This is a genomic window from Nocardia sp. AB354 (assembly GCF_049538315.1).
GTDB lineage: Bacteria > Actinomycetota > Actinomycetes > Mycobacteriales > Mycobacteriaceae > Nocardia > Nocardia nova.
The window spans coordinates 319613-344796 of record NZ_JBMVFU010000002.1 but is presented as its reverse complement, the minus strand read 5'-3'; the positions used below and the strand labels follow the sequence as shown (position 1 = coordinate 344796).

Annotated in this window: 25 protein-coding genes and 1 pseudogene; 12 read left to right on the top strand and 14 right to left on the bottom strand. The window is 67.5% G+C overall.

Annotation, left to right across the window (positions count from 1 at the left end; genetic code table 11):
* Positions 1-63 precede the first annotated feature (63 nt).
* Together ACPCUW_RS04135 and ACPCUW_RS04130 are read left to right on the top strand one after the other, a co-directional pair.
* On the top strand, positions 64-339 hold the full coding sequence (locus ACPCUW_RS04135; protein WP_197521648.1) for a hypothetical protein: 276 nt from the start codon (positions 64-66) through the stop codon (positions 337-339).
* Between the two features lie 63 nt (positions 340-402).
* Positions 403-1167, top strand: a complete 765-nt coding sequence (locus tag ACPCUW_RS04130; protein ID WP_064907605.1) for an SDR family NAD(P)-dependent oxidoreductase — start codon at positions 403-405, stop codon at positions 1165-1167.
* Here the strand turns inward: ACPCUW_RS04130 and ACPCUW_RS04125 are convergent.
* The 4 genes from ACPCUW_RS04125 to ACPCUW_RS04110 form a co-directional block, all read right to left on the bottom strand.
* Entirely contained in the window at positions 1160-1999 is an 840-nt protein-coding gene (locus tag ACPCUW_RS04125; RefSeq protein ID WP_063012414.1) for a mycofactocin-coupled SDR family oxidoreductase, read from the bottom strand. The two genes, ACPCUW_RS04130 and ACPCUW_RS04125, sit on opposite strands and share 8 nt — an antisense overlap.
* Before the next feature lie 139 nt (positions 2000-2138).
* Positions 2139-2837, bottom strand: a complete 699-nt coding sequence (locus ACPCUW_RS04120; RefSeq protein WP_423423711.1) for an NAD(P)-dependent oxidoreductase — start codon at positions 2835-2837, stop codon at positions 2139-2141.
* Positions 2838-3010: 173 nt separating this feature from the next.
* Positions 3011-3691, bottom strand: a complete 681-nt coding sequence (locus tag ACPCUW_RS04115) for a GAP family protein (protein WP_423423710.1) — start codon at positions 3689-3691, stop codon at positions 3011-3013.
* Between the two features lie 168 nt (positions 3692-3859).
* Positions 3860-4228 carry a DoxX family protein gene (locus ACPCUW_RS04110; RefSeq protein ID WP_423423709.1) on the bottom strand — a complete coding sequence of 123 codons (369 nt, stop codon included), beginning with the start codon at positions 4226-4228 and terminating at the stop codon, positions 3860-3862.
* 176 nt (positions 4229-4404) lie between these two features.
* Between ACPCUW_RS04110 and ACPCUW_RS04105 the strand changes: the two genes are divergently transcribed.
* A complete protein-coding gene (locus ACPCUW_RS04105; RefSeq protein WP_423423708.1) occupies positions 4405-5628 on the top strand; it encodes an oxygenase MpaB family protein in 1224 nt (407 codons plus the stop codon).
* 23 nt (positions 5629-5651) lie between these two features.
* On the opposite strand, the gene ACPCUW_RS04100 is transcribed toward ACPCUW_RS04105, so the two are convergent.
* Entirely contained in the window at positions 5652-6878 is a 1227-nt protein-coding gene (locus ACPCUW_RS04100) for a cytochrome P450 (RefSeq protein ID WP_423423707.1), read from the bottom strand.
* Between the two features lie 43 nt (positions 6879-6921).
* Positions 6922-7659 (bottom strand): hypothetical protein, encoded by a 738-nt coding sequence (locus ACPCUW_RS04095; protein WP_423423706.1) that lies wholly within the window; start codon positions 7657-7659, stop codon positions 6922-6924.
* A 162-nt stretch (positions 7660-7821) separates the two neighbouring features.
* Here ACPCUW_RS04095 and ACPCUW_RS04090 point away from each other — a divergent pair, with 162 nt between their 5' ends.
* Positions 7822-11109 carry a BTAD domain-containing putative transcriptional regulator gene (locus ACPCUW_RS04090; protein ID WP_423423789.1) on the top strand — a complete coding sequence of 1096 codons (3288 nt, stop codon included), beginning with the start codon at positions 7822-7824 and terminating at the stop codon, positions 11107-11109.
* On the opposite strand, the gene ACPCUW_RS04085 is transcribed toward ACPCUW_RS04090, so the two are convergent.
* The 4 genes from ACPCUW_RS04085 to ACPCUW_RS04070 form a co-directional block, all read right to left on the bottom strand.
* Complete coding sequence (locus ACPCUW_RS04085; protein WP_063026675.1) at positions 11093-11860, bottom strand: ABC transporter permease; 768 nt, start codon at positions 11858-11860, stop codon at positions 11093-11095. The two genes, ACPCUW_RS04090 and ACPCUW_RS04085, sit on opposite strands and share 17 nt — an antisense overlap.
* Positions 11857-12801, bottom strand: coding sequence for an ATP-binding cassette domain-containing protein (locus tag ACPCUW_RS04080; RefSeq protein ID WP_423423705.1), 945 nt, complete (start codon positions 12799-12801; stop codon positions 11857-11859). Before ACPCUW_RS04080 ends, ACPCUW_RS04085 begins: the two co-directional genes overlap by 4 nt.
* A gap of 86 nt (positions 12802-12887) precedes the next feature.
* Complete coding sequence (locus ACPCUW_RS04075) at positions 12888-13901, bottom strand: alcohol dehydrogenase catalytic domain-containing protein (protein ID WP_423423704.1); 1014 nt, start codon at positions 13899-13901, stop codon at positions 12888-12890.
* A gap of 873 nt (positions 13902-14774) precedes the next feature.
* Entirely contained in the window at positions 14775-15734 is a 960-nt protein-coding gene (locus tag ACPCUW_RS04070) for a helix-turn-helix transcriptional regulator (protein WP_423423703.1), read from the bottom strand.
* Between the two features lie 61 nt (positions 15735-15795).
* Here ACPCUW_RS04070 and ACPCUW_RS04065 point away from each other — a divergent pair, with 61 nt between their 5' ends.
* Entirely contained in the window at positions 15796-16947 is a 1152-nt protein-coding gene (locus tag ACPCUW_RS04065) for an epoxide hydrolase family protein (RefSeq protein ID WP_423423702.1), read from the top strand.
* Positions 16948-16984: 37 nt separating this feature from the next.
* On the opposite strand, the gene ACPCUW_RS04060 is transcribed toward ACPCUW_RS04065, so the two are convergent.
* On the bottom strand, positions 16985-17578 hold the full coding sequence (locus ACPCUW_RS04060) for a TetR/AcrR family transcriptional regulator (RefSeq protein ID WP_423423701.1): 594 nt from the start codon (positions 17576-17578) through the stop codon (positions 16985-16987).
* Between the two features lie 69 nt (positions 17579-17647).
* Here ACPCUW_RS04060 and ACPCUW_RS04055 point away from each other — a divergent pair, with 69 nt between their 5' ends.
* The 5 genes and pseudogenes from ACPCUW_RS04055 to ACPCUW_RS04035 all read left to right on the top strand — a co-directional run bounded on the left by ACPCUW_RS04055 (position 17648) and on the right by ACPCUW_RS04035 (position 20002).
* Positions 17648-18541: an NADP-dependent oxidoreductase gene (locus ACPCUW_RS04055; protein ID WP_423423700.1), complete on the top strand. Its 894-nt coding sequence runs from the start codon at positions 17648-17650 to the stop codon at positions 18539-18541.
* Positions 18542-18673: 132 nt separating this feature from the next.
* A pseudogene (locus tag ACPCUW_RS04050) lies at positions 18674-18928 on the top strand (class I SAM-dependent methyltransferase); the annotation flags it as partial.
* 74 nt (positions 18929-19002) lie between these two features.
* Positions 19003-19260, top strand: a complete 258-nt coding sequence (locus ACPCUW_RS04045; RefSeq protein ID WP_063012442.1) for a type II toxin-antitoxin system Phd/YefM family antitoxin — start codon at positions 19003-19005, stop codon at positions 19258-19260.
* Positions 19253-19522, top strand: coding sequence for a Txe/YoeB family addiction module toxin (locus tag ACPCUW_RS04040; RefSeq protein ID WP_063012445.1), 270 nt, complete (start codon positions 19253-19255; stop codon positions 19520-19522). The genes ACPCUW_RS04045 and ACPCUW_RS04040 overlap by 8 nt, the downstream gene beginning before the upstream one ends.
* 63 nt (positions 19523-19585) lie before the next feature.
* Positions 19586-20002 (top strand): nuclear transport factor 2 family protein, encoded by a 417-nt coding sequence (locus tag ACPCUW_RS04035; RefSeq protein WP_197516721.1) that lies wholly within the window; start codon positions 19586-19588, stop codon positions 20000-20002.
* 10 nt (positions 20003-20012) lie between these two features.
* Here ACPCUW_RS04035 and ACPCUW_RS04030 read toward each other — a convergent pair whose 3' ends face one another.
* The 3 genes from ACPCUW_RS04030 to ACPCUW_RS04020 form a co-directional block, all read right to left on the bottom strand.
* The gene (locus ACPCUW_RS04030) at positions 20013-20954 is read right to left on the bottom strand and encodes a sigma-70 family RNA polymerase sigma factor (protein ID WP_423423699.1); all 942 of its coding nucleotides are present in this window, start codon (positions 20952-20954) and stop codon (positions 20013-20015) included.
* Positions 20955-20964: 10 nt separating this feature from the next.
* Positions 20965-22155, bottom strand: coding sequence for an NAD(P)/FAD-dependent oxidoreductase (locus ACPCUW_RS04025; RefSeq protein ID WP_423423698.1), 1191 nt, complete (start codon positions 22153-22155; stop codon positions 20965-20967).
* Between the two features lie 209 nt (positions 22156-22364).
* Positions 22365-22703: a hypothetical protein gene (locus ACPCUW_RS04020; RefSeq protein ID WP_064907596.1), complete on the bottom strand. Its 339-nt coding sequence runs from the start codon at positions 22701-22703 to the stop codon at positions 22365-22367.
* Positions 22704-22936: 233 nt separating this feature from the next.
* Here ACPCUW_RS04020 and ACPCUW_RS04015 point away from each other — a divergent pair, with 233 nt between their 5' ends.
* Both ACPCUW_RS04015 and ACPCUW_RS04010 read left to right on the top strand, forming a co-directional pair.
* Positions 22937-23137 carry a hypothetical protein gene (locus ACPCUW_RS04015; protein ID WP_423423697.1) on the top strand — a complete coding sequence of 67 codons (201 nt, stop codon included), beginning with the start codon at positions 22937-22939 and terminating at the stop codon, positions 23135-23137.
* Between the two features lie 271 nt (positions 23138-23408).
* Complete coding sequence (locus ACPCUW_RS04010; protein WP_423423696.1) at positions 23409-25154, top strand: pentapeptide repeat-containing protein; 1746 nt, start codon at positions 23409-23411, stop codon at positions 25152-25154.
* Positions 25155-25184: the final 30 nt, after the last annotated feature.

Here is a 25184-nt window from a genome sequence, read left to right as displayed (position 1 = left end):
GCGGCACCGAGGCGAGAGAATGGTCGTCCGAACCGCTGAACACCAGGAGGCACAGTGCAATTCATGGTTCTTTCCCGGCGCCGCACCGAATCGTTCACCGACGCGGATTTCGAGAAAGTACTACCGGCCGAGACCGAGCACGTCCGCAAGCTCTATCTCGACGGCGTCGTCCGCCAGATCTGGTTGCGCGGCGATATCGCCGGCGCCTGCTTCACGATCGAGGCGGCCGATGCCGAACAGGCGAACGCGATCGTCGCGGAACTGCCCATGGCCGCGGCCGGAGTCTCCGAATTCACCGTGATCCCCCTGAGCCCGTACCGGGGTTTCGGCGGGGCCTAGCCGACTTCGCCCGGGGCAACTTTGGACTTGCTGGTCCAAAAAATCGCTCGTAGCTTCGGTCTCATGTCACGACTCTCGGGCCGAACAGCCCTCATCACGGGTTCCACCAGCAATATCGGACGCGCCATCGCGGTGGCCTACGCCGCGGCGGGGGCGCATGTCGTCGTCTCCGGCCGCGACGACGAGCGCGGTGCCGCGGTCGTCGCCGAGATCCGCGCGGGCGGCGGCCGCGCCGACTATGTGCACGCCGACCTCGACGGCAGTGCGGCCTCCGCCCGTGCGCTCGCCGATGCGGCCACCCGAGCGCTCGGTGGGCGCATCGACATTTTGGTCAACAATGCCGGGATCTTTCCGCCGGCGACCACGACGACCGCCGACGAGCAGATGTTCGACCGCGTCTACGCCGTCAACGTCAAGGCGCCGTTCTTCCTCACCCAGGCGGTGGCTCCGGCGATGGTCGAGGCGGGTGGCGGCGTGATCGTGAATCTCGGCTCGTGGGTGGCGCGGCTGAGCGTGCCCGTCGGCGCCCTCTACGCCTCGACGAAGGGAGCGGTGGAAACCCTCACGCGGGCGTGGTCGGCGGAGTTCGGCCCGAAAGGCGTTCGCGTCAACGCCATTTCGCCCGGCGTCGTGCTGCCGCCGGAGCGTGACCCCGCCGCCGGCGCCATGATGCACGGCACGCCCGCCGGAAGGGCCGGAACCGCCGAGGACATCGCGGCGGCCGCGGTCTTCCTGGCCTCCGACGAGGCATCGTTCGTGCACGGCACCGTCGTGGACGTCGACGGCGGGCGGACGGGTGTGGCCGTACTCGCCGGCACGCCTACTTGAGCATGCTGCCCGCGTCGACGGTCACCGGCAGGCCGGTGATGTAGCGCGATTCGTCCGAGGCGAGGAACAGCACCGCATTGCTGATATCCACCGGCTCGACCCAGCCGACCGGCAGGACGTGCATGAACTTCGCCACCGGTTCGAAATCCTCGACGCCCGGATTCTCCAGATCCGGGCGGAACATCTTCATCGTTCCCTCGTTCATGAACATCGGAGTGTTCACGTTGGTCGGATGGACCGAATTGACCCGGATCGAATTCGCGCCCAGCTCGACCGCGAAGGTCCGCATCAGGCCGACCACGCCGTGTTTGGCGGCGACGTAATGCCCGGTGTTCGGGTAGGCCTTGAGTCCGCCCACCGAACTGGTGAGGATGATCGAGCCGCCGTTGCCGCCGGAAATCAGATGCGGCACACCGGCTTTCACGGTCTTCCAGACGCCTTCCAGATTGATGCCGATCATCGTGTTCCAGTCCTGCTCACTGGTTTCGGCCAGGGTCGCACCCCCGTTGCCGATCCCGGCGTTCGCCACGATGATGTCGAGCCGGCCCAGCTGCTCGACCCCGTTGTCCACGGCGGCCTTCAACGCGTCGAAATCGCGGACGTCGACCTCGGCGGTGACGATGCGCCGACCGAGACCCTTGACCAGCTCCACCGTCTCGGCCAGATCGGCCGGGGTCGAAGCCGGGATCAGATCGGTACCGCTCACCGGTTTACAGACGTCGACGGCGATGATGTCGGCGCCCTCCTCCGCGAGCCGCACCGCATGACTTCGCCCCTGGCCGCGTGCCGCACCAGTGATGAAGGCGACCTTGCCCTCTACCCGCCCAGCCATAACGCACCTCGTTCATTGCCACTCGGGCACACCGATGCCCGATGCCGGATTCCCGACCACCCGCGCCGAGCGATCGCTCACTTGCTAATCGGATTCTCCAATATCGAGAATGAAATTTCCATACCTGATGCGGTGTGATTCAGTGGGCGCCGCTCGCCTGCTGCCGGATCCATCGCAGCAGGGTGGGGTTACCGGAATCGGTGGTGATCACACCGGCCGCGGCGCGGACGAAACGGCCCTCGGTCACGGCGGCGAGCATGCTCGCGGCCAGATCGCTTCGGGCGGTGAAGATCCCGTCGGCGTAGTCCTCGACCATCGTGTAGTCGGTGACGTCCGGGCGGTCGTAGAGTCCGCTCGGACGCACCACGGTCCACTCCCGATCGCTGTCGCGCAGCAGTGCTTCCATCCGCCGCATATCGTCGTAGAGCGTCTTGCCCGCCACCCGCGTCACATACGGCACCAGCAGCCGATTGAAGAGGAAGCCGCCCTCGCTGTAGGGGCGCGGATCGACGCCGGCCGAACTCACCACCACGATCCGGCTCACCCCGTGCCGCCGCATCGCCGTCACGATGTTCGACACGCCCTCGGAATACGTGGTGATCGGTTCCTTGCTCGGCGGCACCCCGAGCGCGGACAGCACCGCCTCGCACCCCTTCACCGCCGTCTCGACCGCGGCCGGGTCGAGCACATCGGCGCCGATCACGTCGAGCCGCTCATGGCGCAGCGGGAATTCGCCCGGCCGCCGCGTCACCGCCGCGACCTGATGTCCGGCGGCCAGCGACTGCGCGGTGAGCTGGCGACCGGTGGGACCGTTGGCCCCGAAGATGGTGATACGCATGGCTTTTCCTTCGGACAGAGGAGGCCGACCGGCGCCGGGCGAGACGAAATCCGCCACCGTCGCCGAGCCCCCCTTCGTTGCGTGGACGCACACAAGACGCCCGTCGAGCCCGTCGCATAACAACCCGCGACAGTGATCTACATCACCGGGGTGCCACCGCTGAACCGCCGCGGCTATCCGGAGGTCAGGGCTTCGATGGCTCGGCCGATCAGCATCGTTCCCACGAGCAGCAGCAGCACCATCATCACGGTTCGGTCGTTGGCGACCAGCCAGGTTTTGGTGGCGGCCAGGGGTTGATCGAGCCGCTCGCCCGCGACCAGGTAGGCGACGACCGGCGCGATGCACGAGGCCAGCGCGATCACGAGGAAGATCGCACCGGCGCCCACCGCTCTCGGCGCCGGCAGCCGCGCCTCGGCGATGTCGAGCCCGCCCATGACGGCGGGGACGAGGGTGCTGACGTCGACGACGACGAGCGCCACACCGAGCCCGAAGGCGCCCGCCGGAGTCACGCGGTCGACTCGGTCCCACAGTTTCCGCGGCTTCACCTCCCCGCGCCCGCGCTGGAACCCGAACCACGCCGCGACACCGAGCAACCCGATCCCGCCGAAGAGGCGTACGAGCGAGGTCGCGGTCGAGGCGTGATGGGGATGCAGATGCCGGCCCGCGGACGCGCCGATCAGCCAGGCCACCGCGGTGACGAGCACCGCGAACCCGCAGATCCGGCCGAGCAGGTATCCACTGCTCTTCGCCCGCGCCTGCCCCGACACCAGCATCAGCACCGCCACGATCAGCGGCAGTGGACTCACCGCGATCGCGGCGGCCAAGGGCAGGGTCCTCCCGATCACGGTGCCCATCCGCCGTTCCTTTCGGCCGCACGAGCGATTATTTGCCACAGGCTCGCTGCCATTCGGTCACGAGTTCCGAGCCACGACCGATTTCTGCAATCTACTTGGGGCTATAGGTAATTTCGAGGCACCATACCGAATTGCCGGCAATTCCCCAGCCGGAGTTTCGAACCCTGCTCACAACCACACGGTGGACAACCACGCGGCGACGACGGCCAGCGCCAGCAGGGCCACATTCAGGCCGATCAGCTTCACCTCGCCGCGGCGCAGATGCACGACGATCGCACCGACCTGCACCAGCGCCAATCCGATGGCGGCGACGAGCGCGAGAACCACGGCGATCCCGGTCAGCGGCGGCAGGATCAGCCCGGCCGCGCCGAGGACCTCGCTCGCGCCGATGCCTCGCACCAGGCCCAGCGGCACGGTGTCGATCCACCCCATCATCGGGCGCAGCCGGTCCTTCGACCGCAGCATCTTGATCCCGCCCGAGTAGAGGTAGAACACCGCCAGCAGCGCGCCGACGATCCAGTACGCGATCTCCACCATGACCTCCGATGACGACGAATGGTAAGCAGCATCATCCGCCGGAATCGGACGGCGTACAAAAGGAACATCGACCGAGACTCACGGTGGGACTGGGGGTCGCCGCTTTTGGTAGGGGGTCTTGCCAAAAGTCGATTTCTGGTAGAGGATCTTGCCAGATCTTCGACGAGGAGGACATCGTGACGCCGACCGTTCCGCTCCGGCACCCGAGCTCACCCCGGCCCGTCCCCGGGCCCGGTCTCGGCACGCTCGCCCGGATGCTCGGGCTCGGCGCACCGGGCCCGGCCGAATTTCGCGAACTGGGCGAGGCACTGACCGTCGGCGACCGGCCGATGGACGAGCTCGTGGACTGGATGTATCGCGAGGGCATGGCCACGACCCGGCCGCTGTTCGACCGCGCCCTGCGGGAGGGCATCGCCGCGGTACCGGATGCCCCGGCGCCCCTGCGCGAATTCTTCGAATACGTCGAAGCGGTACCCGAGTGGGTGGATCGGCGAAAGATCCGCCACGCGGAGCGCGTCTCCTGCCTGGGCGGCCGCGACGGGATCTACGTCGCCCGCGACATGTCGTTCCTGGGCGGATACCTGGCCTCCGGTTTCAACAAGACCCTGCTGCGCACCGGCGCCCTGGAAAAGGGCCCCGCCAAGCGATTCGCCGAGACCACGCAGTGGGCGATGGATGTCACCGCGGCCGGCGGAATGGCGCCGGGCGGCAACGGTTTTCGCTCGACCGTGCACGTCCGGCTGATCCACTCGCTGGTGCGCCGCCACGTGGCCGCCATGCCGGACTGGCGGGCCGAGGAGTGGGGACTGCCGATCAATCAGACCGATATGGCCGCCACACTGGTCGGCGCGCTGATCGCCCCGATGATCGGCGCCATCGGCATGGGCGTCGTGATCACGCCCCGCGACGCGGAGGCCATGGCCCACCTGGCCCGCTACGTCGGCTGGGTGATGGGTGTCGAGGAACGCTTCCTGCCCAACGACTTTCGCGACAGCGTCCGCATTCTCTACCACACGATGACCGCCATCACGAACCCGGACGACACCTCCCGCCAACTCGCGATCCCGATGCGTGACGAACCGCTCGGCTGGCACTACGACCGGCTGCCGGGACTGCGGCGGCGGATCGCCCGGTCCCAGCACCTGTCGATCGCGATGATGTATCTGGGCCCGTCCGCCATGAAACGACTCGGCCTGCCCAGTCGCACCCTGCCCTGGTATCCCGTGCTGCGCATACCCGTCAACCTCGCGCGGTCGGCGCGGGCCCGGCTGATCCCGGGCCAGTTCGAGCGCGTCGTCACCGAAGGCCGGGCCGCGCAACTGGCCTTCATCCGCACCCTCGCCGGACCCGATGCGGCTGTGATCGGCGGATCGGCCGAGCACATCACCCCGGCCGCCTGAATCGCCGCGCCCGACCGCTCCGGCTACTCCGCGACATCCGTCCACGTGACCGGAAGTTCGTGCACCCCATAGATATTCATATCGGTCCGCAACCTCACCGCATCGGCCGGGACAGCGAGGGCCAGGGTCGGGAAGCGGCGTAGCAGGCCGGCGAATCCGGCGCGCATTTCGATCCGTGCCAGTTGCTGACCGAGGCACAGGTGCATGCCGTGGCCGAAGGACAGGTGGCCGCGGGCCGTGCGGCGCACGTCGAGAGTGTCGGGTTCGTCGAAGCGGCGCGGGTCTCGGTTGGCGGCCAGCAGCGAGACGACGACGGTCGAGCCCTTGCCGATGGTTTCACCGCCCAGTTCGATGTCGTCGGTGGCGTAGCGGTAGAAGATGTCGGCGACGGAGAGATAGCGCATCAGTTCCTCGACCGCATCGGGAACCAGAGCCGGATCCGCGCGCAGTTCGGCCGCCTGCTCCGGATGCTCGAGTAGCGCGAATGTGCCGAGCCCCAACATATTCGCGGTGGTCTCGTGCCCCGCCAGCAGGAGCAGGAAGGCGATGCCGGTCAGCTCCTCGACGGTGAGGTCGTCGTGGCGGGCCAGGTCGGACAGGATGTCCTCACCCGGTTCGGCGCGCTTGCGGACGACCAGTTCGGCCAGATAGGACGTCAGCGCGCCGTAGGCCGCCATCTTCTCCTCGAGCGCCTGGTCCTTGACGAGGAACTTGGCCGAGTTGACCTGGAAGGTGTCGCGGTCCTCGTAGGGAACGCCGAGCAGTTCGCAGATCACCAGCGAGGGCACCGGCAGCGCGAACTCCGCCACCAGGTCGACCGGCGGGGTCAGCCGGGCCATCACCTCCAGTTGCCGCTCGACCACGTCCACGATGTGGTCTTCGAGCTGCTTCATCCGTTTGACGGTGAAGGCGCCGACGAGCTTGCGCCGCAATCGGGTATGGTCCGGCGCGTCCATCGCGATGAAGACGCCCGGGATCTGCGGCGACGGCTCGGTGGCGACCGGCATGCCCGGAATCTCGTATGGCACATGCAGAACGCCGATGTCCTGGCGCGAACTGAAGCGCGGGTCGGCCAGCAGGCTGCGCACCTCGTCGTATCCGGTGACCAGCCAGCCCTCGTGCCCGTCGGGGAAGATCATCGGGCCGACGGGGTGAGCATCACGCAAGCGGGTGATCTCGCGGGGCGGATCGAAGGGGCCCGCATCGCGTTCCATGGGCAGGCCGTGCGGGACGGGAACCGTTCGGGTCATGGCGTTTTCCTCTCGGGAGACGGATCGGCGGATATCGAGGGAACTAGGCGGCGGACGCGTGCTGGATGACGACGTTGCCGAGGGCGCTGCGCGCATACACCCGCACGGTGTGCTCGTAGTCCTGCGCACCGTCGACCGGCCCGAGTTGGTTGTGCACGGCGCCGCTCGCGACGGTGGTCTCCAGCCGCGCCGCGCTACCCGGACGGATGCCGACCTCCAGATCGCCCACCGAGGTCTCCAGCCGCAGCACACCGCGGGTGGCCTCGCCGATCCGGATATTGCCCTGGGCGGTCTTCGCGGTCACCGAACCGAGCGGACGCTCGACGACGATGTCCCCGGCCGACACCTCCAGCACGCAGTCGCCGAGTTCGCCGGCGCCGAGGATTCGGCCCACACCGGCGGTACCCCGGAAACCGGAACCGGTCGGCACCTCGACGGTCACCTCGATCGACGGGTTGCCGCCGAAGGGGGTGTAGGTTCGCCAGTCCTTCGGCGTCGTCACGGTCAGGGCGCCGTCGGCGAAATCGACCCGCGTCTGCTCGGCGGCGCGGACGTCGGCCTTCTTGGCCGCGTCGGCGGGACGGACCGCGACGACGGTGTCGGTGCGGTCGGAGGCGATGACAGTGACGGTGCCGGACAGCACCTCGACGGCGACGGCGATCGGTTCCGGGGTCTGGAAGGTAGGCATGGTGTTCTCCTGTGCTCTGCTGGGAATCGGGCGGCGGGATCGGGGGATCCGGCCGGTGAACCGGTCCGCGGCGCGGATCGCTGTGCTGTTCACGAGAACTACTGTCGCCAACCCGGCTGATATCGGGCTGATGCCGGGCTGACACGCCCGCTGACATACTGTTTCCGCTGGTCACCCAGGTCGATTCCGGTTTCTCCGGTGTTCTTGTCAGCCGTGGACCGGGCGATCTCACACGGGCCGGCCGACCACGGCAGAATGATCCGGGTGCGAATCGGGATGCTTGGAACGCTCGACATCCGGGCAGATGACGGTGAAGTGATCGAGGTACCGGGCGCCCGGTTGCGGGCGCTGTTGATCGCCCTCGCACTCGAACCCGGCCGCGCGGTCCCCAAAGCGACGCTGGTCGACTGGATCTGGGGTGAGCAACCGCCCGCCGACGCCGCGAATGCGTTGCAGGCGTTGGTTTCCCGGCTGCGCCGGGTGCTGCCGGACGGTTCGCTCGACGGGCAGGCGGGCGGCTACCGGCTGGCGGTGGATCCGAACGCGGTCGACGCGTTGCGGTTCGAACGGCTCCTCGATCAGGCTCGTGGCGGCGACGTCGTCCGGCAGACGCACCTGCTGCGCGAGGCCCTCGCGCTGTGGCGCGGGGCGCCGATGCAGGACATCGATATGCGCGACAGTCCGGCGGTCGAGGCGGTGGTCACCCGCTTCGAGGGGCTGCGGCTGGCAGCGCTGGAAGACCTGTACGAAGCGGAGATTCGCCTCGGGCGCGGACCGGAGCTGGTCGCCGAACTCACGGAGTTGGTGGCCCGGCATCCGGTCCGGGAACGACTGGTCGCCGCGTTGATGCGGGCCCTGGCCGCGGCGGGCCGCGGCGCAGAGGCCCTGCTCGTCTACCAGCGGGCCCGCGAAGCACTCGCCGACACCCTGGGTGTGGATCCCGCACCGGAACTGTCCGATCTGCACGTGGCCCTGCTGCGCGGCGAAGCGGGACCGCGAGACAGCGAACGCAAGACCAACCTGCGGGCCGAATTGACCAGCTACGTCGGCACATACGCCGACGTCGCCGCCGTGCGCGAACTCATCGCGAACCACCGGCTCACCACCTTGACCGGTCCGGGCGGCTCGGGGAAGACCCGGCTGGCGCTGGAAACCGCACGCACCCTGCTCGACGATCTGCCGGACGGGGCCTGGCTGGTGGAACTGGCGTCCGTCGGCGCCGGCGGTGACGTGGCGCAGTCGGCGCTGGCCGCATTCGGGCTGCGCGACGCACTGCTCGGCGGCGCACCGGACGCGGAACCGGTCGACCGGCTCGTCGCGGCGATCCGCGACCGCGAGACGCTGCTGATCCTGGACAATTGTGAGCACGTGATCGACGCCGCGGCGGCCTTCGCCCACCGGGTGCTCGGAGAATGCCGGGGCCTGCGGATTCTCGCCACGAGCCGCGAACCGCTCGGCATCACGGGCGAGGCGCTGTGGCAGGTGGCGCCGCTGGCGCTGCCGGACGAGGACGCCGGACCGGCCGAGATCGAATCCTCCCCCGCCGTGCAGTTGCTGCGCGACCGGGCCGGCGCGGTCCGGACCGATCTGGATATGACGAATCCCGCCACCCTGTCGACCATCGCGCGCGTCTGCCGTGCCCTCGACGGCATACCGCTGGCCATCGAGCTGGCCGCGGCCCGGCTGCGCACCATGTCCCTGGACCAGCTCGCCGACCGCCTCGACGATCGGTTCCGCCTGCTCACCGGCGGCAGCCGCACCGCCATCCCGCAGCACCGTACGTTGCGCGCGGTGGTCGATTGGAGCTGGGAACTGCTCACCGACGCGGAGCGGACGGTGCTGCGCAGGCTGGCGGTCTTCGCGGGCGGTGCGAGTCTCGAAGCGGCCGAGCAGATCTGCGCCATCTCAGACGCACCGGGGGAAGTCGAGCAGTGGGAGGTGCTCGACTTGCTGACGGCACTGACCGAGAAGTCGCTGCTGCTCAACACGGCCGACAGCGAACCCCGCTACCGGATGCTCGAAACGATCAGACAGTACGCATACGACCGCCTGGTCGCGGCCGGCGAATCGGAATGCGTTCGTCGGCAACATCTTTCGTACTTCACGACCCTCGCCGACACCGCGGAGCCGCATCTGCGCCGCGCCGAGCAGCTGGAGTGGCTCGCCAGGCTCGAGGCCGAACACGACAATATCGCGGCCGCCCTGCGTGGCGCGCTCGCCGACGACGACCCGGCGGGCGCGCTGCGGCTCGCGGCGGCCGCCGGCTGGTACTGGTGGCTCGGCGGGCACAAAGCCGAGGGGATGGAACTGATCACCGCCGCGGCACGAATCGGCGGGCACGAAGGCGGCAGCGAAGCATCACCACGCAGTGCCCTCGAGAGTGCCGCCGACACAACCGCACGAATCGGCGGGCACGAAGGCGGCAGCGAAGCATCACCACGCAGTGCCGGCGCCGCGGCGGAGACCGGCGACGACGAATTCCGGGCCAGGGTCTACGGCCTGATCGTGCATTTCATGAGTTCCGGGCCGAACGACGAGCACCAGGTCGCCGAATGGGTCCACAAGGCCTACCACCTCGGCCGGAACAGCGAATCCGACTATCCGCTCCTGGCATTCATCGGCGCCCTGCAACGCATGTTGCGCGGCGGAGACGAGTTCCTGACCGCCTTCGAACCGTTGCTCACCCACGACGATCCGTGGGTGCGTGCGCTGTCCCGGTTACAGGTGGGTAAGGCGCGGATCGCCCTCGGCTTCCCCGGCCGGGAGGCGGACGAGCATCTCGAGACGGCACTGGCCGAATTCCGCGCGCTCGGCGAGCGCTGGGGAATGTCGTTCGCCCTGACCGAGCTGGCGAACAGGATCGCCATGCGCGGCGAATTCGCCACCGCCTGCGCACATCTCGACGAGGCCATCGCGGTCGTCACCGAGGTCGGCGCCATCGAGGACGTCTTCCTGATCCGCGCGCGCCAGGCTCAATTGTATTGGCTGCTGGGCGATGCGGGGGCGAGCGCCGACGCCATGACCGAGGCGCAGCGGTACGCGGACCGGTCCGCCTGGCCGAACGCTCTGGCCGAATTCGCCTTCACCAAGGCAGAACTGGCCCGCTGGCAAGGCGATACGGAACAAGCCCGCCGGCAGATCGAGATCGCGACATCCATGCAGGGCGGCGACACCGACCGGAACTACGTCGACGCGTTGACGAACCATCAACTCGGTTGTCTCGCAACAGATTTGGATGTCGCGCGCCCACTGCACGCCGCCGCGTTGCGAGCCGCGACCGGCGCCGGCTACGCACCGCTCACCGCCTTGATGCTGGTGGGGATCGCGGATCTGGCGTCGCGGGCCGGACAGGACGAACAGGCGGTCCGGTTGCTGGCGGCCAGTGCCGCGGTTCGCGGACTGGTCGACCGGTCCCAGCCGGATGTGGAGCGGATCGAGCAGACAGCACGACGTCGCCTCGATGACCAGCGGTTCACCGAGGCGACGACGGAAGGGACACAAGCGAATTGGGAGGAATTGGCGGCGGCTACGCTCGCTTGTTGAACGTGGCACGCGACCAGAAGAATCCGACCACGGCGAATCCGGCGCACCAGGCGAGCGCGGCGGCGGTGTAGCCGCCGGACGGGTGTCCTTCGAGAAATCCGCGCAGTGATTCGATGATCGGCGTGAACGGCTGGTACTGCGCGAACTGCCGGATGCCCTGGCCCATCTTGTCGGCCGGCACGATCGCGCTGCTCACGAAGGGCAGCATGATCAGCGGCACCACGCTCATACCGGCGGATTCCGGCGTCTTCGCGGCCATTCCCAGCGCGACGGTGAGCCACGACGCCGCGAACGAGGTCGCGACCATGATGCCGATGGCGGCCAGCCAGTCCGTCGCACTCGCCGGCGGGCGGAAGCCCAGCGCGAAGGCCACACCGATGACGGCCGCGATGGCCACCAGGTTGGTCAGCATGGTCGCCGCCACGTGACCGATCAGGATCGCGCTGCGGGAGACGTCCATGACCTTGAACCGGTTGATGATGCCCTTCGCCATGTCGGAGCTCACCGACACCGCGGTGCCGGACAGTCCGTAGCTGATGGCCAGCAGGATCAAACCCGGTGTGGCGTAATCGATGTAGTGGCCGCCGACATCGAAGGCATTGCCGAAGACGTAGACGAAGATCAGCATCATCACGACCGGCATCAGTGCCGCGTTGAAGATGGTGACGGGAGTGCGGGCGATGTGGGTGAAGTTGCGGCCCAACATCATCGACGCATCGGACAGGGGTGCGGGCAGGGTGATCGTACTCATCGCGGGGAAACCTCCGTGGTCGCGTGACCGGTCAGGGAAAGGAAAACGTCGTCGAGATCGGGGGTGTGGACGGTGACCTCTTCGGCCTCGATCGAGGATTCGGCGAGCCGGTCCAGCAGGTGGCGCAGCGATTTCGTGCCGCCGTTGCCGGGCACGCGCAAGGTCAGCGCGCTGTCGTCGCGGGTGGCGCCGGGCAGGCTGTGCGCCGCCGTGTCCAGTTCCTCGGGTTGTGCGAACCGGAGCTGGATGTGGCTGCCGGGCACCAGGCGCTTGAGGTCGTCGGGGGTGCCTTCGGCGACGAGGCGGCCCTGGTCGAGTACCGCGATCCGGTCGGCCAGCTGATCGGCTTCCTCGAGATACTGGGTGGTGAGGAAGATCGTCACGCCCTCGGATGTCAACTCCCGCACGATGTCCCACATGGTGCGCCGGCTGCGCGGATCCAGGCCGGTCGTCGGCTCGTCGAGGAAGACGATCTGCGGTTTGGTGACCAGCGTCATCGCCAGATCCAGCTTCCGGCGCATACCGCCGGAGTAGGTCGCCGCCCGCTTACCCGCGGACTCCACCAGATCGAACCGCTCCAGCAGTTCGGCCACCACCCGCTTGCCGGCCTCCCCACGCAGGCGATGCAGCCCCGCCATCAGCCGCAGGTTCTCCTCCCCCGTCAGCAGATCGTCGACCGCCGCGAACTGCCCGGTCACCCCGATCGCCGCCCGGACGGCCTTGCCCTCGGTGGCCAGGTCGTGTCCCGCGATCCGAGCCGTTCCCCCGTCGGCCTTCGCCAACGTGGTCAACACGTTCACGGTCGTCGTCTTCCCGGCCCCGTTGGGGCCGAGCAGCGAGAAGATCGTCCCGGCCTCGATGGTCAGGTCGATCCCGTCGAGGATCGTCTTGTCCCCGTATGCCTTCCGCAACCCGTAGGCGGCAATTGCTGTGCTGTTCATGGGGACAACTGTGCGGTGGCCGGCTGATACGCCCCTGACGTCGGCCTGACACGATCGCTGATATGGAGTTTGCGCTGGTCACCGCATTACATCGTGAGGACCATACGGTAGCGGGCGCGGCCCTGCTCCATATCGGCGTAGGCCTGCGCCGCCTGCTCGAGCGGTAGTTCCTGAATGCGCGCGCGGACGCCCGATCGCACCGCGAACTCCATCGTTTCCTCGACATCGCGCGCGGTGCCGGACGGATGGCCGATGACGCGCAGGCCGGGGACGATCAGCTGCATCGGGCTGATGGGCAGTGGATCGGCCGTGACGCCGATGGTGATCAGTTCACCGCGCGGCTGCAGCCCGCCGACTGTATCGGCCATGGCGGCGGAATTGCCCGCCGTCGCGAGGACGACCGCCGCGCCCCCGAGTTCCCGCAATGCCTCGCCGACCTCGACCGCGGTCGAGTCGATGTAGTGGTGGGCGCCCAGCGCGCGGGCATCCTCGGCCTTGCCCGCACCGCGCGCTATCGCGATCGTTTCGAAGCCCATCGCACGCGCGAATTGAACGCCCAGGTGCCCGAGTCCGCCGATGCCGAGGATCGCGACGCGGTCGCCGGGCCGTGCCCTGCTCTCACGCAGGGCGTGGAAGGTGGTGACGCCGGCACACCCCATCGGCGCGGCCTCGCTGAACGAGAGCTCGTCGGGGATGCGGGCCGGCGCGTTGGCCGGGACCGTCACCGACTCGGCATATCCGCCGGGGTAGTGCCAACTGGGAACCCGCAGATTCACGCAATGAATGAAATCTCCCTGCCGGCAGGGAACGCACTCGCCGCAGTGCCCGCCGAACCAGCCCACCGCGACGCGGTCGCCGAGAGCGTAGTTGTCCACACCGTCGCCGAGTTCGGCGATGGTGCCCGCGATCTCGTGTCCCAGGGTGAGCGGCCAGGACATGCCGGGAAATCCGCCACCGGCGAACGCCCGATCCGTGCCGCAGACACCACACGCCGAGACCCGGATCCGCACATGGTCGCGGGGCGGCGCAGTGGTGTCGACCTCCACCACTTTCAACGCGTCACCGGCGGATCGGATGTGCACAGCCTGATGAGTGGACATCGGGAATCATCCTCACTTTCCTCGAAACGGTGATAACGACAACGGCGCTCATCGGCCAGTATCGCTGTTCACAACCGGTGGTTGCTCCACCGTTCGGGGTGAATCCGAGGTCTTCCGGGCGTGTGTCCGCCGTCGGCCGATGCCCTCGGCCGAGCCGACGATGACTCCCTCCGGTCCGCGAATCATGACGCGCCGCCGGACCGAAACTCATCTGCGGGTTCGGCGACGGGAAGAACGGCCGATCCGATGGCAGGCAGGAAACCCCAATTTCTTAAGCTTTGCTGTGAACAGAATCAGCCTCCGGAAAATGCATTCCCTGGGTTTCGCAGTCGATTGATTGGGTAAAGGCATCCCGGGGACGGGAGATCGGAATCAGCACGACGGCCAGGGGTTCCGTGCACCGGAATTACGCCGTCCGAATTTTCTGAAACGCCTCTCCAGCTGCGATTATGGTGCGACGACACGCTGCCGAGATTTCATCACCCGCATCGTCACCGAGGGCGGTTCTACAAATTCTGGACACATGACCGAATTACACGAACAGCCGACCCGAAGGCCGCCGGATGTGATCCGAACCATTTTTACGAAACGCTGCTAACAGCGCGCGACTCCGGGTCGATAAACGCCATACAACTGAAAATCGTATCGGAAAGAAATGATGTACCGACAACGACAGGAGAAGTCCGATGGACCTGTCCACCGCATTCAACCTCTTCCTCAGTGCACTCGGCATCAACCTCGGTGCGGGCGGCCAACTGGGCGCCGGCACCGGGTCGTCCTGAGCGCCCATAATCGAGCCGGGCCGGGCAGGGATGCACTCACCCTGCCCGGCCCGCCTTCGGCTGCACGGTACGGGTTGTTACGTGCCGCGATCTATCCACCTGCCGCGCGGGTGAATCGGCCCGCGAGTGCCCGTACGTGTTCCACCAGTTCCACCGGCGATTCGACCTCGAATTCCACATCGAGCATGCCGACCACCAGGGCCACCAAAGCATAGGAGTCCGAACCCATTTCGAGTCGGCAGGTGTGCTCGTCGATGGGGGTGACCAGACCTTCGATGCGGCCGGCGAGCCGCTCGGCCGGGACATGGACGCGCATGACCGACCGGTACGGCCACATCGCGAAGCCCATGGTGCGGCGCAGGTAGGCCACCACATCGCCGTCGGGCGACGGCCGGTGCGCGAAGCGCGGGCCGTTGGGCGTCCGCAGCGACATGCGGTCGACGCGGAAGGTACGCCAGTCGGCCCGGTCGCGGTCCCAGCCGACGAGATACCACCGATGGCTCCAATGCGCGATGCGGTGCGGCTCGACGCTACGCCGGGAGTCGTCGCCGGTGTGGCTGCGATAGTCGAAGCGCAGCGTCTCGGCGGCGCGGATGGCGGCGGATATGACGGTGAGCTGATCGGCGTCGACGGCGGGACCGGGGTCGTAGCGAGGCGGCATCGCGACCACCGCGCCACGCAGTGTGTCGACGCGGTGGCGCAACCGGGCCGGAAGTACCTGTTCCATCTTGGTGAGCGCGCGCAGCGAGGTCTCCTCGATGCCGGCGACAGTGCCGGTGGTGTTGGTCTGCAGTCCGATCGTGACGGCGACCGCCTCGTCGTCGTCGAGGAGCAGCGGCGGCAGTGACGCACCCGCGCCGAGTCGGTATCCGCCGACCGGTCCCAGCACGCCGTGCACCGGATATCCCAACTCGCGCAGCCGATCCACGTCGCGCCGGATGGTGCGGGTGGTGACGTCGAGTCGTTCGGCCAGTTCCGTTCCGGTCCAGTCGCGATGTGTCTGCAACAGCGACAGCAGCCGCAACAGCCGCGCCGGCGTGGTTTCGGGCATGAATCGATCATCGCGCATGTGTAGGACCGTTTCCGTCCTATACGGGACGGATGCTCTTCTCATGACCGATACGACGATCACCCCGTTCCGCATCGATATCCCGCAGGAAGACTTGGACGAACTGAATTTCCGGCTCGCCCGCACCCGTTGGACCGATGCCCTGCCCGGTGTCGGCTGGTCCTACGGCGTGGATCGCGACTACCTGATCGATCTGGCCGAGTACTGGCGCACCGGCTACGACTGGCGCGAACACGAGGCGAGGTTGAACAAGGTCCCGCAGTTCGTCACCGAAATCGACCGCCAGACAGTGCATTTCATGCATGTTCGCTCCCCCGAGCCCGACGCGACGCCGCTGATCGTCACGCACGGCTGGCCCAGCACGCCCGCCGACTTCCTCGACATCCTCGGACCGCTGACCGATCCACGCGCATACGGCGGGGATCCGTCCGACGCATTTCACGTGGTGGCGCCGTCGGTACCGGGATTCGGATTCTCCGGACCCACCCACGAAACCGGTTGGGACGTACCGCGAGTCGCGCGCGCCTGGGCAACGCTGATGGCACGACTCGGCTACGAACGCTACGGCGCCCAGGGCGGCGACTACGGCAGTCTCATCTCCCCGGCCCTGGGGCGGGTCGCACCGGACAAGGTGATCGGTGTGCATGTGAACGCGCTGGCCGACGCCGCGACCGCGAGCGGCTCCGGCCGGGAACTCGCCGACCTGTCGGAGGCGGATCGCGCGAAGGCGATCGCGAACCAGATGTGGTGGTACGGACACAACGGCTACGCGACCCAGATGGCCTTGCGGCCCCAGACCATCGCCTACGCCCTCAACGACTCACCCGTGGGCCAACTCGCCTGGAATCTCGAATGGTTCGTCGATTGGGATCCGACTGCCACCGATCAATCGCCGATCGACCGCGACATGATCCTCACCGATGTCACGACCTACTGGCTCACCGGCACCGCCGGCTCCGCGGCCCGGATCTACCGGGAGTCCGGGGCGTCGTGGGGCAGCAAGCCTGAGCCCTCGGGCGTGCCCACCGGGGTCGCGAACTTCCGGGGCGATCGGGCCGTGCGGGGCCTGGCGGAGGCGGCCAACACGGTCGTGCGCTGGAAGGAATACCCCGCGGGCGGCCACTTCGCTTCGCTCCAGGCGCCGGCGGAGCTTGTCGCCGATATTCGCGAATTCTTCCGTTCGGTCGCCGGCTGAACCCACCGGAGCCGATTCCGCGGCGGCACGTAATCGCTTATCCCGCAGCGGAATCGGCCCCGGTTGCGACCGCCCACGCTCCCTCGATCATCGCGAAGATCTCGTGCACCGCGGCATCCGGATCGGCCGACTCGCGGGCCAGAGAGTAGGCGTCGATCACGAATCTCGCGATCGTCCGGCAGGCCGTCGGGGTGCGGGCCGGTTCGGGGTCCGCGGCGATGGCCGCGGCCAGCGACTCGGCGTGCCGCAGCCGCATCGATTCCTCGTACTGCCGCAGGGCCGGCGATTCGTCGATCATGCGCCAGATCGGGTCGGCGCCGGCTGCCGTGCAATGTCGCACCAGCGCGAGGATCTCGCGACGCAGCGCGGGCACGAGCGGCTCATCCGCCGCCCGCTCGGCCACCGCCCGCGTAAGGCGCTGTTCGAAGTCGTCGTCGCGCTCGAATACCAGCGCTTCCTTCGAGGGGAAGTGGGAAAAGAGCGTGGTCACGGCCACATCGGCTTCCGCCGCGACATCCCGGATGCCCACCGCGTCGTACCCCCGCTCGAGGAAGAGCCGCAACGCGGTATCGGCGATCTTCTGGCGGGTCGCGGCCTTCTTCCGCTCACGACGTCCGGTCGGCGCAGTCACCTCTGGATGCTATCAACTATGAAAAGCTAACGACTGCAAAACACTAACGGTTAGTGTTATCGTCGCCGTATGAAGAAAGTGAGCTTCGCCGAGTTCGGCGGTCCGGAAGTCCTGCGACTCGTCGATGCCGAAGAGCCCCACGCGGGTCCCGGGCAGATCCGCATCGCCGTGCGCGCGGCAGGCGTGAACCCCGTCGACTGGCGGATACGCGAAGGCCAGTTCCAGCAGGCCCATCCCATCGAGTTGCCCGCCGGAGTGGGACAGGACGCGGCCGGCGTGGTAGACGAAATCGTCCAGGGCGTAACGGGTTTCGCGATCGGCGACCATGTCTTCGGCGAAGGTTCGAGCACCTACGCCGAGTTCGCGGTGCTGACCGCCTGGGCCCACATGCCCGACGGGCTCTCGTTCGACGAAGCGGCCGGCTACCCCTCCGTGGTCGAGACGGCGTTGCGCATCATCGGCCAGGTGGGCGTGCGGCCCGGACAGACTCTGCTGGTCAGCGGCGCATCCGGCGGCGTCGGATCGGCCGTGCTCCAGATCGCCCGCGAGCGCGGCATCACGGTCATCGGCACGGCCGGGGCGGCCAACCAGGACTATCTCCGCGGCCTCGGCGCCGCCGCCACCACCTACGGCGAGGGCTGGGTCGAGCGCGTGCGCCGACTCGGGCGTATCGACGCGGCCCTCGATCTGGCCGGCTCGGGCGTCCTCCGCGAACTCGTCGAACTGACCGGAGACCCACGGCGGGTGATCACCATCGCCGACCTCCGCGCACCCGAGTTCGGCATCCGGTTCTCCGGCGTAGCGGGAAGTATGCCGGACGCGCTCGGCGAGGCCGCCGATCTCATCGCGCGGGGAAGGCTGCATATCCCGGTGGAGCAGTCGTACACGCTCGCCGATGCCGCCGCGGCACACATCGACAGCCGGGCCGGGCACGCTCGCGGGCGCCGGGTCATCGCCGTATGAGCGTTCGAGAATCTCAGCGGCTCGGACGATCGGCGGGCGTATCGTGGCGTGACCACGGGAATCGTTCCCCGACAACGCAATAGCTCACATCCGTACCGGTGACAGCGAGCTACGGTGCAGACAAGGGAGACCATGACTTCCAGGCACGACGGAGACACCTGGGATCCGGCGACGGGCGTCGGTTCGACCGCCACCATGGCTGCGGCGGCCCGGGCGATTGCGACGCGCGCGGATCCGGAGCTCATCGACGATCCGTTCGCCGCACCGCTCGTCCGGGCGGTCGGCATCGACCTGCTCACCCGGCTCGCGACCGGCGAGACGCCGCCCGGCGACTTGGTCGAACAGGTATGGACCAGCGCCGGCCTGCTCGACACCGCGAGGACCCGCTCGCCGGCGATCGTTGCGTCACCCACCGCGTCGTCTTGTACGATATCTTGTACAAGATAGACGAAGGGGCCGCCATGACCGCATTACCGATCTCCACCGTGCGCCAACAGCTGTTTTCTCTGGTACAGCAGGTCAACGACGACCACGACACGGTCACCGTCGTGACGAAGAGCGGCGAAAACGCGGTTCTGGTCGCGGAATCGGATTGGAATTCCATTCAGGAGACGCTCTACGTACTCGCGACCCACGGCGGGGTTCGCTTGCTGGAGTCGGCGCGCGAAGCGCAACGAGGCGAGATCGAAGCGCGAGAGTTGCTGGACCCGGATGCCTGACCGGAAGCTGGTCTTCACATCCTACGGCTGGGAAACCTACTCGTCGTGGCTCACTCGGGATCGAACGGTTTTGCGGGCGGCGAACAAACTGATCACCGCAGTCCTCGCCGACCCTTTCCGAGGTATCGGAAAACCCGAGCCACTCAAACACCAGCTCGCCGGAAACTGGTCGAGGCGAATAACCCGGGAACATCGCTTGATCTACTACGTGACCGAGACCGAGATCGTCATCATCGGTGTGGGCGGACATTACGACGATTGATCGCCCATCACGACGTCGAATTCTCGCCAGCACGGTAAGGCGGCGAACACCAAGATCGTGGGCATGACGGCGGATGTGATGACCACCTTGCGAGCGTTCTACGCGGCCGAAGCGGCCTATCTCACGGAGGGGGCCGAGTTCGGGGAGATGGCTCGGCATCTGGCATCCGATGTCGTCATGTACCAGGCATCGAGCCTGCCCTACGGGGGCGAATGGCGCGGACACGACGGCTTCCGCCAGTTCATCGCCGCAATGGGCGACAGCTGGGACGGACTATGGTTCGACGACCAGCAGTTCCTCAGCGACGGCGACCGAGTCGTCGTCTACAGCCGGGGGCGCTTGCGGGCGCGCCGCACGGGACGCGAACTCGAAACCTCACTGCTGCAATGGATCAGCTTTCGAGACGGCCTCATCACCGAGTTCCGGCCGTACTATCACGACACCTCGGCGGTCCTGGCGGTGCTGGACGAGCAGGTGTAGGCCGCTCGTATCACCACGATTCGATCAGCGGGACATCGTGTTCCTGCCGCTGCCATTCCTCGGTGAGGCGGCCGAGTCGCTGCCGGGCGGCGATACCGCGCACGCCCGCGATCTTGTCGTCGCGGACCTCCAGGATCAGCACACCCACAACGCGATCGTCGAGCGTGGCGAGCATGGCCGGACAGGCGTTGACCACGGCGGCATGGATGGCGGGCGAGCCGCCGGCGAGTTTGCGCTTCGCCGGAGTCGGTTTGAAGCCGGCCCGCACCGCACTGGCGATCCGCTGCGGCGTCGCGTACCGGATGAATTTCGCGGCCCATCCCAGACCGGCGCCGTCGGAGATGCCGGTCGCGTCGTCGGTCAGCAGTGCCACCAGCTGTTCGGTCCGGCCCGAGGAGGCGGCGGCGACGAACGCGTCGACGATCCGGCGCGCAGTTGCCCGGTCGGTTTCGGTGGTCGTGCCGGCGGCGGCGATTCGACGTCGCGCCCGGTGCAGATATTGCTGACTCGCGGATTCGGTGATGTCGAGGATTTCGGCCGTCTCGGCGTGGCTGTACGAAAAGGCTTCGCGCAGTACGTAAACGGCACGTTCGATCGGCGACAGTCGCTCCATGAGCATGAGGACCGCCAGGGTCACCGATTCGCGCTGCTCGACGGTATCGGCCGGGCCGAGCATCGGGTCGCCGTCGAGCAACGGTTCGGGCATCCAGGCGCCGACCGCGCGTTCGCGCCGCGTTGTCGCCGAACGGAGGCGGTCGAGCGCCAGATTGGTGACGACCTTGGTCAGCCACGCCTCGGGCACCTCGACGTACCCTCGGTCGGCGGCCTGCCACCGCAGGAACGCGTCCTGCACCGTGTCCTCGGCGTCGGCGGCCGAGCCGAGCAGACGGTAGGCCAGCGAGGCCAGCCGATTCCGACTGGCCTCGAAACTCGCCACGGTGGCGGTATCCATGAGCACGACTCTAGGCGGCGACCACCGGCGCCGAGTTCTCTCGGGTACCGGCCCAGCGGTACTTGTGACTCGGCTTCCCGAAGGTCGGGTGGCTCAGGCTCCATGCGGCGGTGTCGAGAATTTTCGACTTGACGACCGCGGCCGGCCGGCCACACAGGGCCCACGACTTCGCGTGCGCGTCGTCGTCGACCAGCTGGAAGATCCCGTCCCTGCGACCGAGGCTGATGTGGTTGCCGACATACGACAGCGAGGTCGTCGGTATCTTGCGTCCGGTCCGGTCGCCGATGATCGCCGCGGTCGCCTGCATGCCGGTGAATCCGGCCGAAGCACAGGACATCGGCAACGGGCGGCCGTTCTCGCCGATGACGAAGACGCTGTCCCCGGCGACGTAGACGTCCGGATGCGAGACCGACCGCATCTGACGGTCGACGGTGATCTGACCGTTGGCGACCACCTCGAGACCGCTGGCGGCGGCGATCGGGTGGACGGCGAAGCCCGCGGCCCACACCGTCGCGTCGGACGTGAAGACGGTGCCGTCGGTCGCGACCGCGGCGTCCTTCCCGACGCGCCCGATCGTTGTCTGCTCGTGAACCGTGATGCCGAATCGGTCGAAGGCGCGCAGCAGATGACCGCGGCCCTTCGCGCCCAGCCAGCCGCCCAATTCACCACTGGTGACGAGGCCGACTCGAAGTCCCGGCCGTGATTCGGCCAGTTCGGTGGCGGCCTCGATCGCGGTCAGGTTACCGCCGACGACCAGCACTTTTCCGTCATCGCCCAGCTCGTCGAGACGGGCGCGCAGACGCAGGGCCGCCGGGCGCGCGGTCACGTGGAAGGCATGCTCGTGGACGCCGGGAACCCCTTGATCGGCGGCGGTACTGCCGAGCGCGTAGAGCAGTGTGTCGTATTCGAGCCGATCGAGGCCGCAATCGTCGGCGACAGTGACGGTCCGGGCCTCGACGTCGACGGCGGTCACCCGTGCCACGCGCAACCGGACGCCCGTACCCGCGAATATCTCCGCCAGCGGCCGATGGCGCAGTTCCTGCCCAGCGGCGAGCTGATGCAGCCGCAACCGCTCGACGAAATCGGGTTCGGCATTGACGACGGTGATGTCGAAGTCGTCGGCGTGCAGTTGGCGGGCCAGGTATCCGGCGCAGAAGGTTCCGGCATATCCGGCCCCGAGAACGACGATGCGGTGCTTCATGATTCGCTCCTGTCTGGTTCGCGTGCTGCCTGAACGAGACAGAGCGCGAATTTCTGACAGGACCAGACAGTGATCTGCGTCACTTTCCGTCGTCGCCGTGCGCCGGCATTTCACAGCGGCCTTCGAAGTGGTCTCTTCGCGTGGCGAACGGGAGGCCGAGCACCGCCCGCAGCCGCCTCGGCGGTAGGCGGCTACGGCGCGATCGTTGGTCAGTCCTTGCTCGCCGGTTCAACGGTCTTGCTGTCCCCGGCCGTCCGTTCCGCACGCTGCGCTTTGAGGTCGGCCTGCCACTTCTGGAAATCGGCCCGCATCGCATCGATCTGGCGTTCCAGGGCGTCCTGAGTGTCCGACCACCAACTCTGCGCGGCCTTCCGTAGGTCCGCGGCGGTCTTCTCGAACTCGTTTCCCTCGTTCTGAAGGGTCTCGCTCAGCTCCTCCCGCCGAGCCTGCAACGCGGTGCGACTCCGTTCCCGCGCCGCAGCGGACGACTCTTCGAACTGCTTCACCCGAGCGGCGAGATCCGTCAGCGATTCCGACAACGGCTTCATCTTCCTTGTCCTTTCGGATCGGTTCGACCCTCGACCGGGCCACCATTCGTCACTGTCGAGCGTGACGTCCCCGCCCGGCCCAACCAAGGGCAGAATGTCATCTGATATCCCGCGCTCGATACCGCTTCCGGTCCGGCCTGCATGCCGAAGCGCCCTTTCGGCGGCGAGCGCATGCTCCGGGCAGCACCGGGTATGCGCGAGACAAGAACAGTCGTCCGACGAGGAGTAATCCGATGTCAGGAGTTGCGGCCCACCTGGGACAGCGAATATCGGCAGCGGCACATTCTGCGTGGGCCATGGTCCACCACCCCCGCCGCGAACCGAACACCGATTTCGCCGCCGAACACCACTCGACCACGAGCGATCCCACCGGCGGCAAACAGCCCGGCGAACCCGAATCCTCGCCCCGCGGGCTCGGAGGCATGGACTTCTAGCGCCGCCGGCCCGGTGCTGAACAAATCGTGCAAACCGCCTCGCATTCGGCGGTTTTCGCGCATCAACGCGGAGGTTTGCACGAAAAGTTCGGGGCATGCCTGTTGTTGCGATAGTCGCGAGTGAAGTAGTCGTCGAGGCTCTCGAGTCGCCACCGGTTGCCGTGAAGGCCTCCGGACGGGTCTGGTGAACGCCGACGGCGGAGGAGGTCTCGCGCGGTGCCCGTTCCCACGCTCGATGGCGCTTACTTTCGGTATCGAGCAGAATCGTGCAGTGACCAGGAGGGTGAGCGCGTTTCGCGCACAGGCACATTCGAGAATGACCGCGCTGCGGGCGGCGTCGACCAAGGAATCCCGCGCGGCATTCAGCCGCCGGGCGGGACGAATACGGCTGTTCCCCGCAGTCACCGCAGCGCTGCTCGCCGGACTGGCTGTGGCCTTCGCGGCCTACGGATTCCTCCGCTGGCTCACGCCCGTCGATGAAACCAAGCAAGCCGCCGAAATCGATATCACTCGTGTCGCATTGACCGTTGTCGCCGGTGTCGGCGGCGTAGTCGCCCTGGTCATCGCCTACCGGCGTCAACGCGATCTGGAACAGAGCCGATTTGTCGAACGCTTCGGCGCCGCAGCCGCCCAACTCGGCGCGACGGATGTCGCGGTCCGAATCGCCGGGGTCTACGCGATGGCCGGTGTCGCCGACGAATCCGACGGCCTGCGCCGCCAGCAATGCATCGACGTGCTGTGCGGATACCTCCGCTTGCCCTACAGCCCGGAGCTCGGCGCCAACCACCAGAGCAAACTGGTCGTCAAACAGCACCGCGCGACGGCGGACAACACCCGCGCCGACGACCGGGAGCACCACCACGAATATCGGCACAATGACCGAGAAGTTCGCGCAACCATCCTCCGCGTCATTACCGACCACCTTCGGCCCAAGGCCGCATACAGCTGGTCGACAGTCGATTTCGACTTTCGCACGGCCTATCTCGAGAACGTCGACTTCAGCCGTGCACAGTTACTGGGTTCTGCGCGGTTCGGCGGCGCGACCTTCTCCGGCGACGCCTGGTTCGGTAGCGCCACCTTCGCCGGCAACGCCGAGTTCGACGACGTAACCTTCTCCGGCAATGCGTGGTTCGACAGCGTAACCTTCTCCGGCGACGCCCGATTCGGCAACGCAACCTTCTCCGGCAACGCCCGATTCGACGGCGCGACCCTGTCCGGCGACGCCCGATTCGACGACGCGACCTTCGCCGACCACGCCGCGTTCGCCGGCGCGAACTTCTCCGCCGACGCCCGGTTCGGCGGCGCGACTTTCGCGGGCGCCGCAGGATTCGGCGAGACGACCTTTTCCGGCAACGCCCGGTTCGACGGCGCGACCTTCACCGGCAACGCCCACTTCGACGGCGCCACCTTCACCGGCAACGCCCGGTTCCGCAACGTAACCTTTTCCGGCAACGCCCGATTCGACGGCGCGGCCTTCTCCGCGAATGCCCGGTTCGGCGACGCGACCTTCGGCGGCGACGCGGGATTCGGCGACGCCACCTTCGCCGGCAATACAGGATTCGACAGCGCGACTTTTTCCGGCGACGCCGAGTTCGGCGAGGCGACCTTCTCCGGCAGCGCCGAGTTCGGTGACGCAACCTTCGCCGGCAACACAGGGCTCGGCGGCGCCACCTTCGCAAGCGACGCAGGATTCGGCGACGCCACCTTCACCGGAAACGCTCGATTCGACCGAGTGAATTTCGCCGGCAATACATGGTTCGGCAGCGCGACTTTCGCCGCCGAGGCCCGGTTCGATCGTGTGACCTTCGCCGGCAACGCCCGGTTCGATGAGGCAGACTTCGGTAGCGGCACCATCTCGTTCGACGAACCGAGACAGTGGGGACCTCCGATACCTACATTCGACTGGAGCCAGGACCACAGTCGGAAGCCCGCCAACATCGAGCCTCAGAATTGGCCGCCCGCGGTGGCGGCACCAACTCTCTCGACAGGCTCAGCAAGTCGCCACCAGCAGCAATAGATGGGTCTCACGCACCACCGATGACACGCG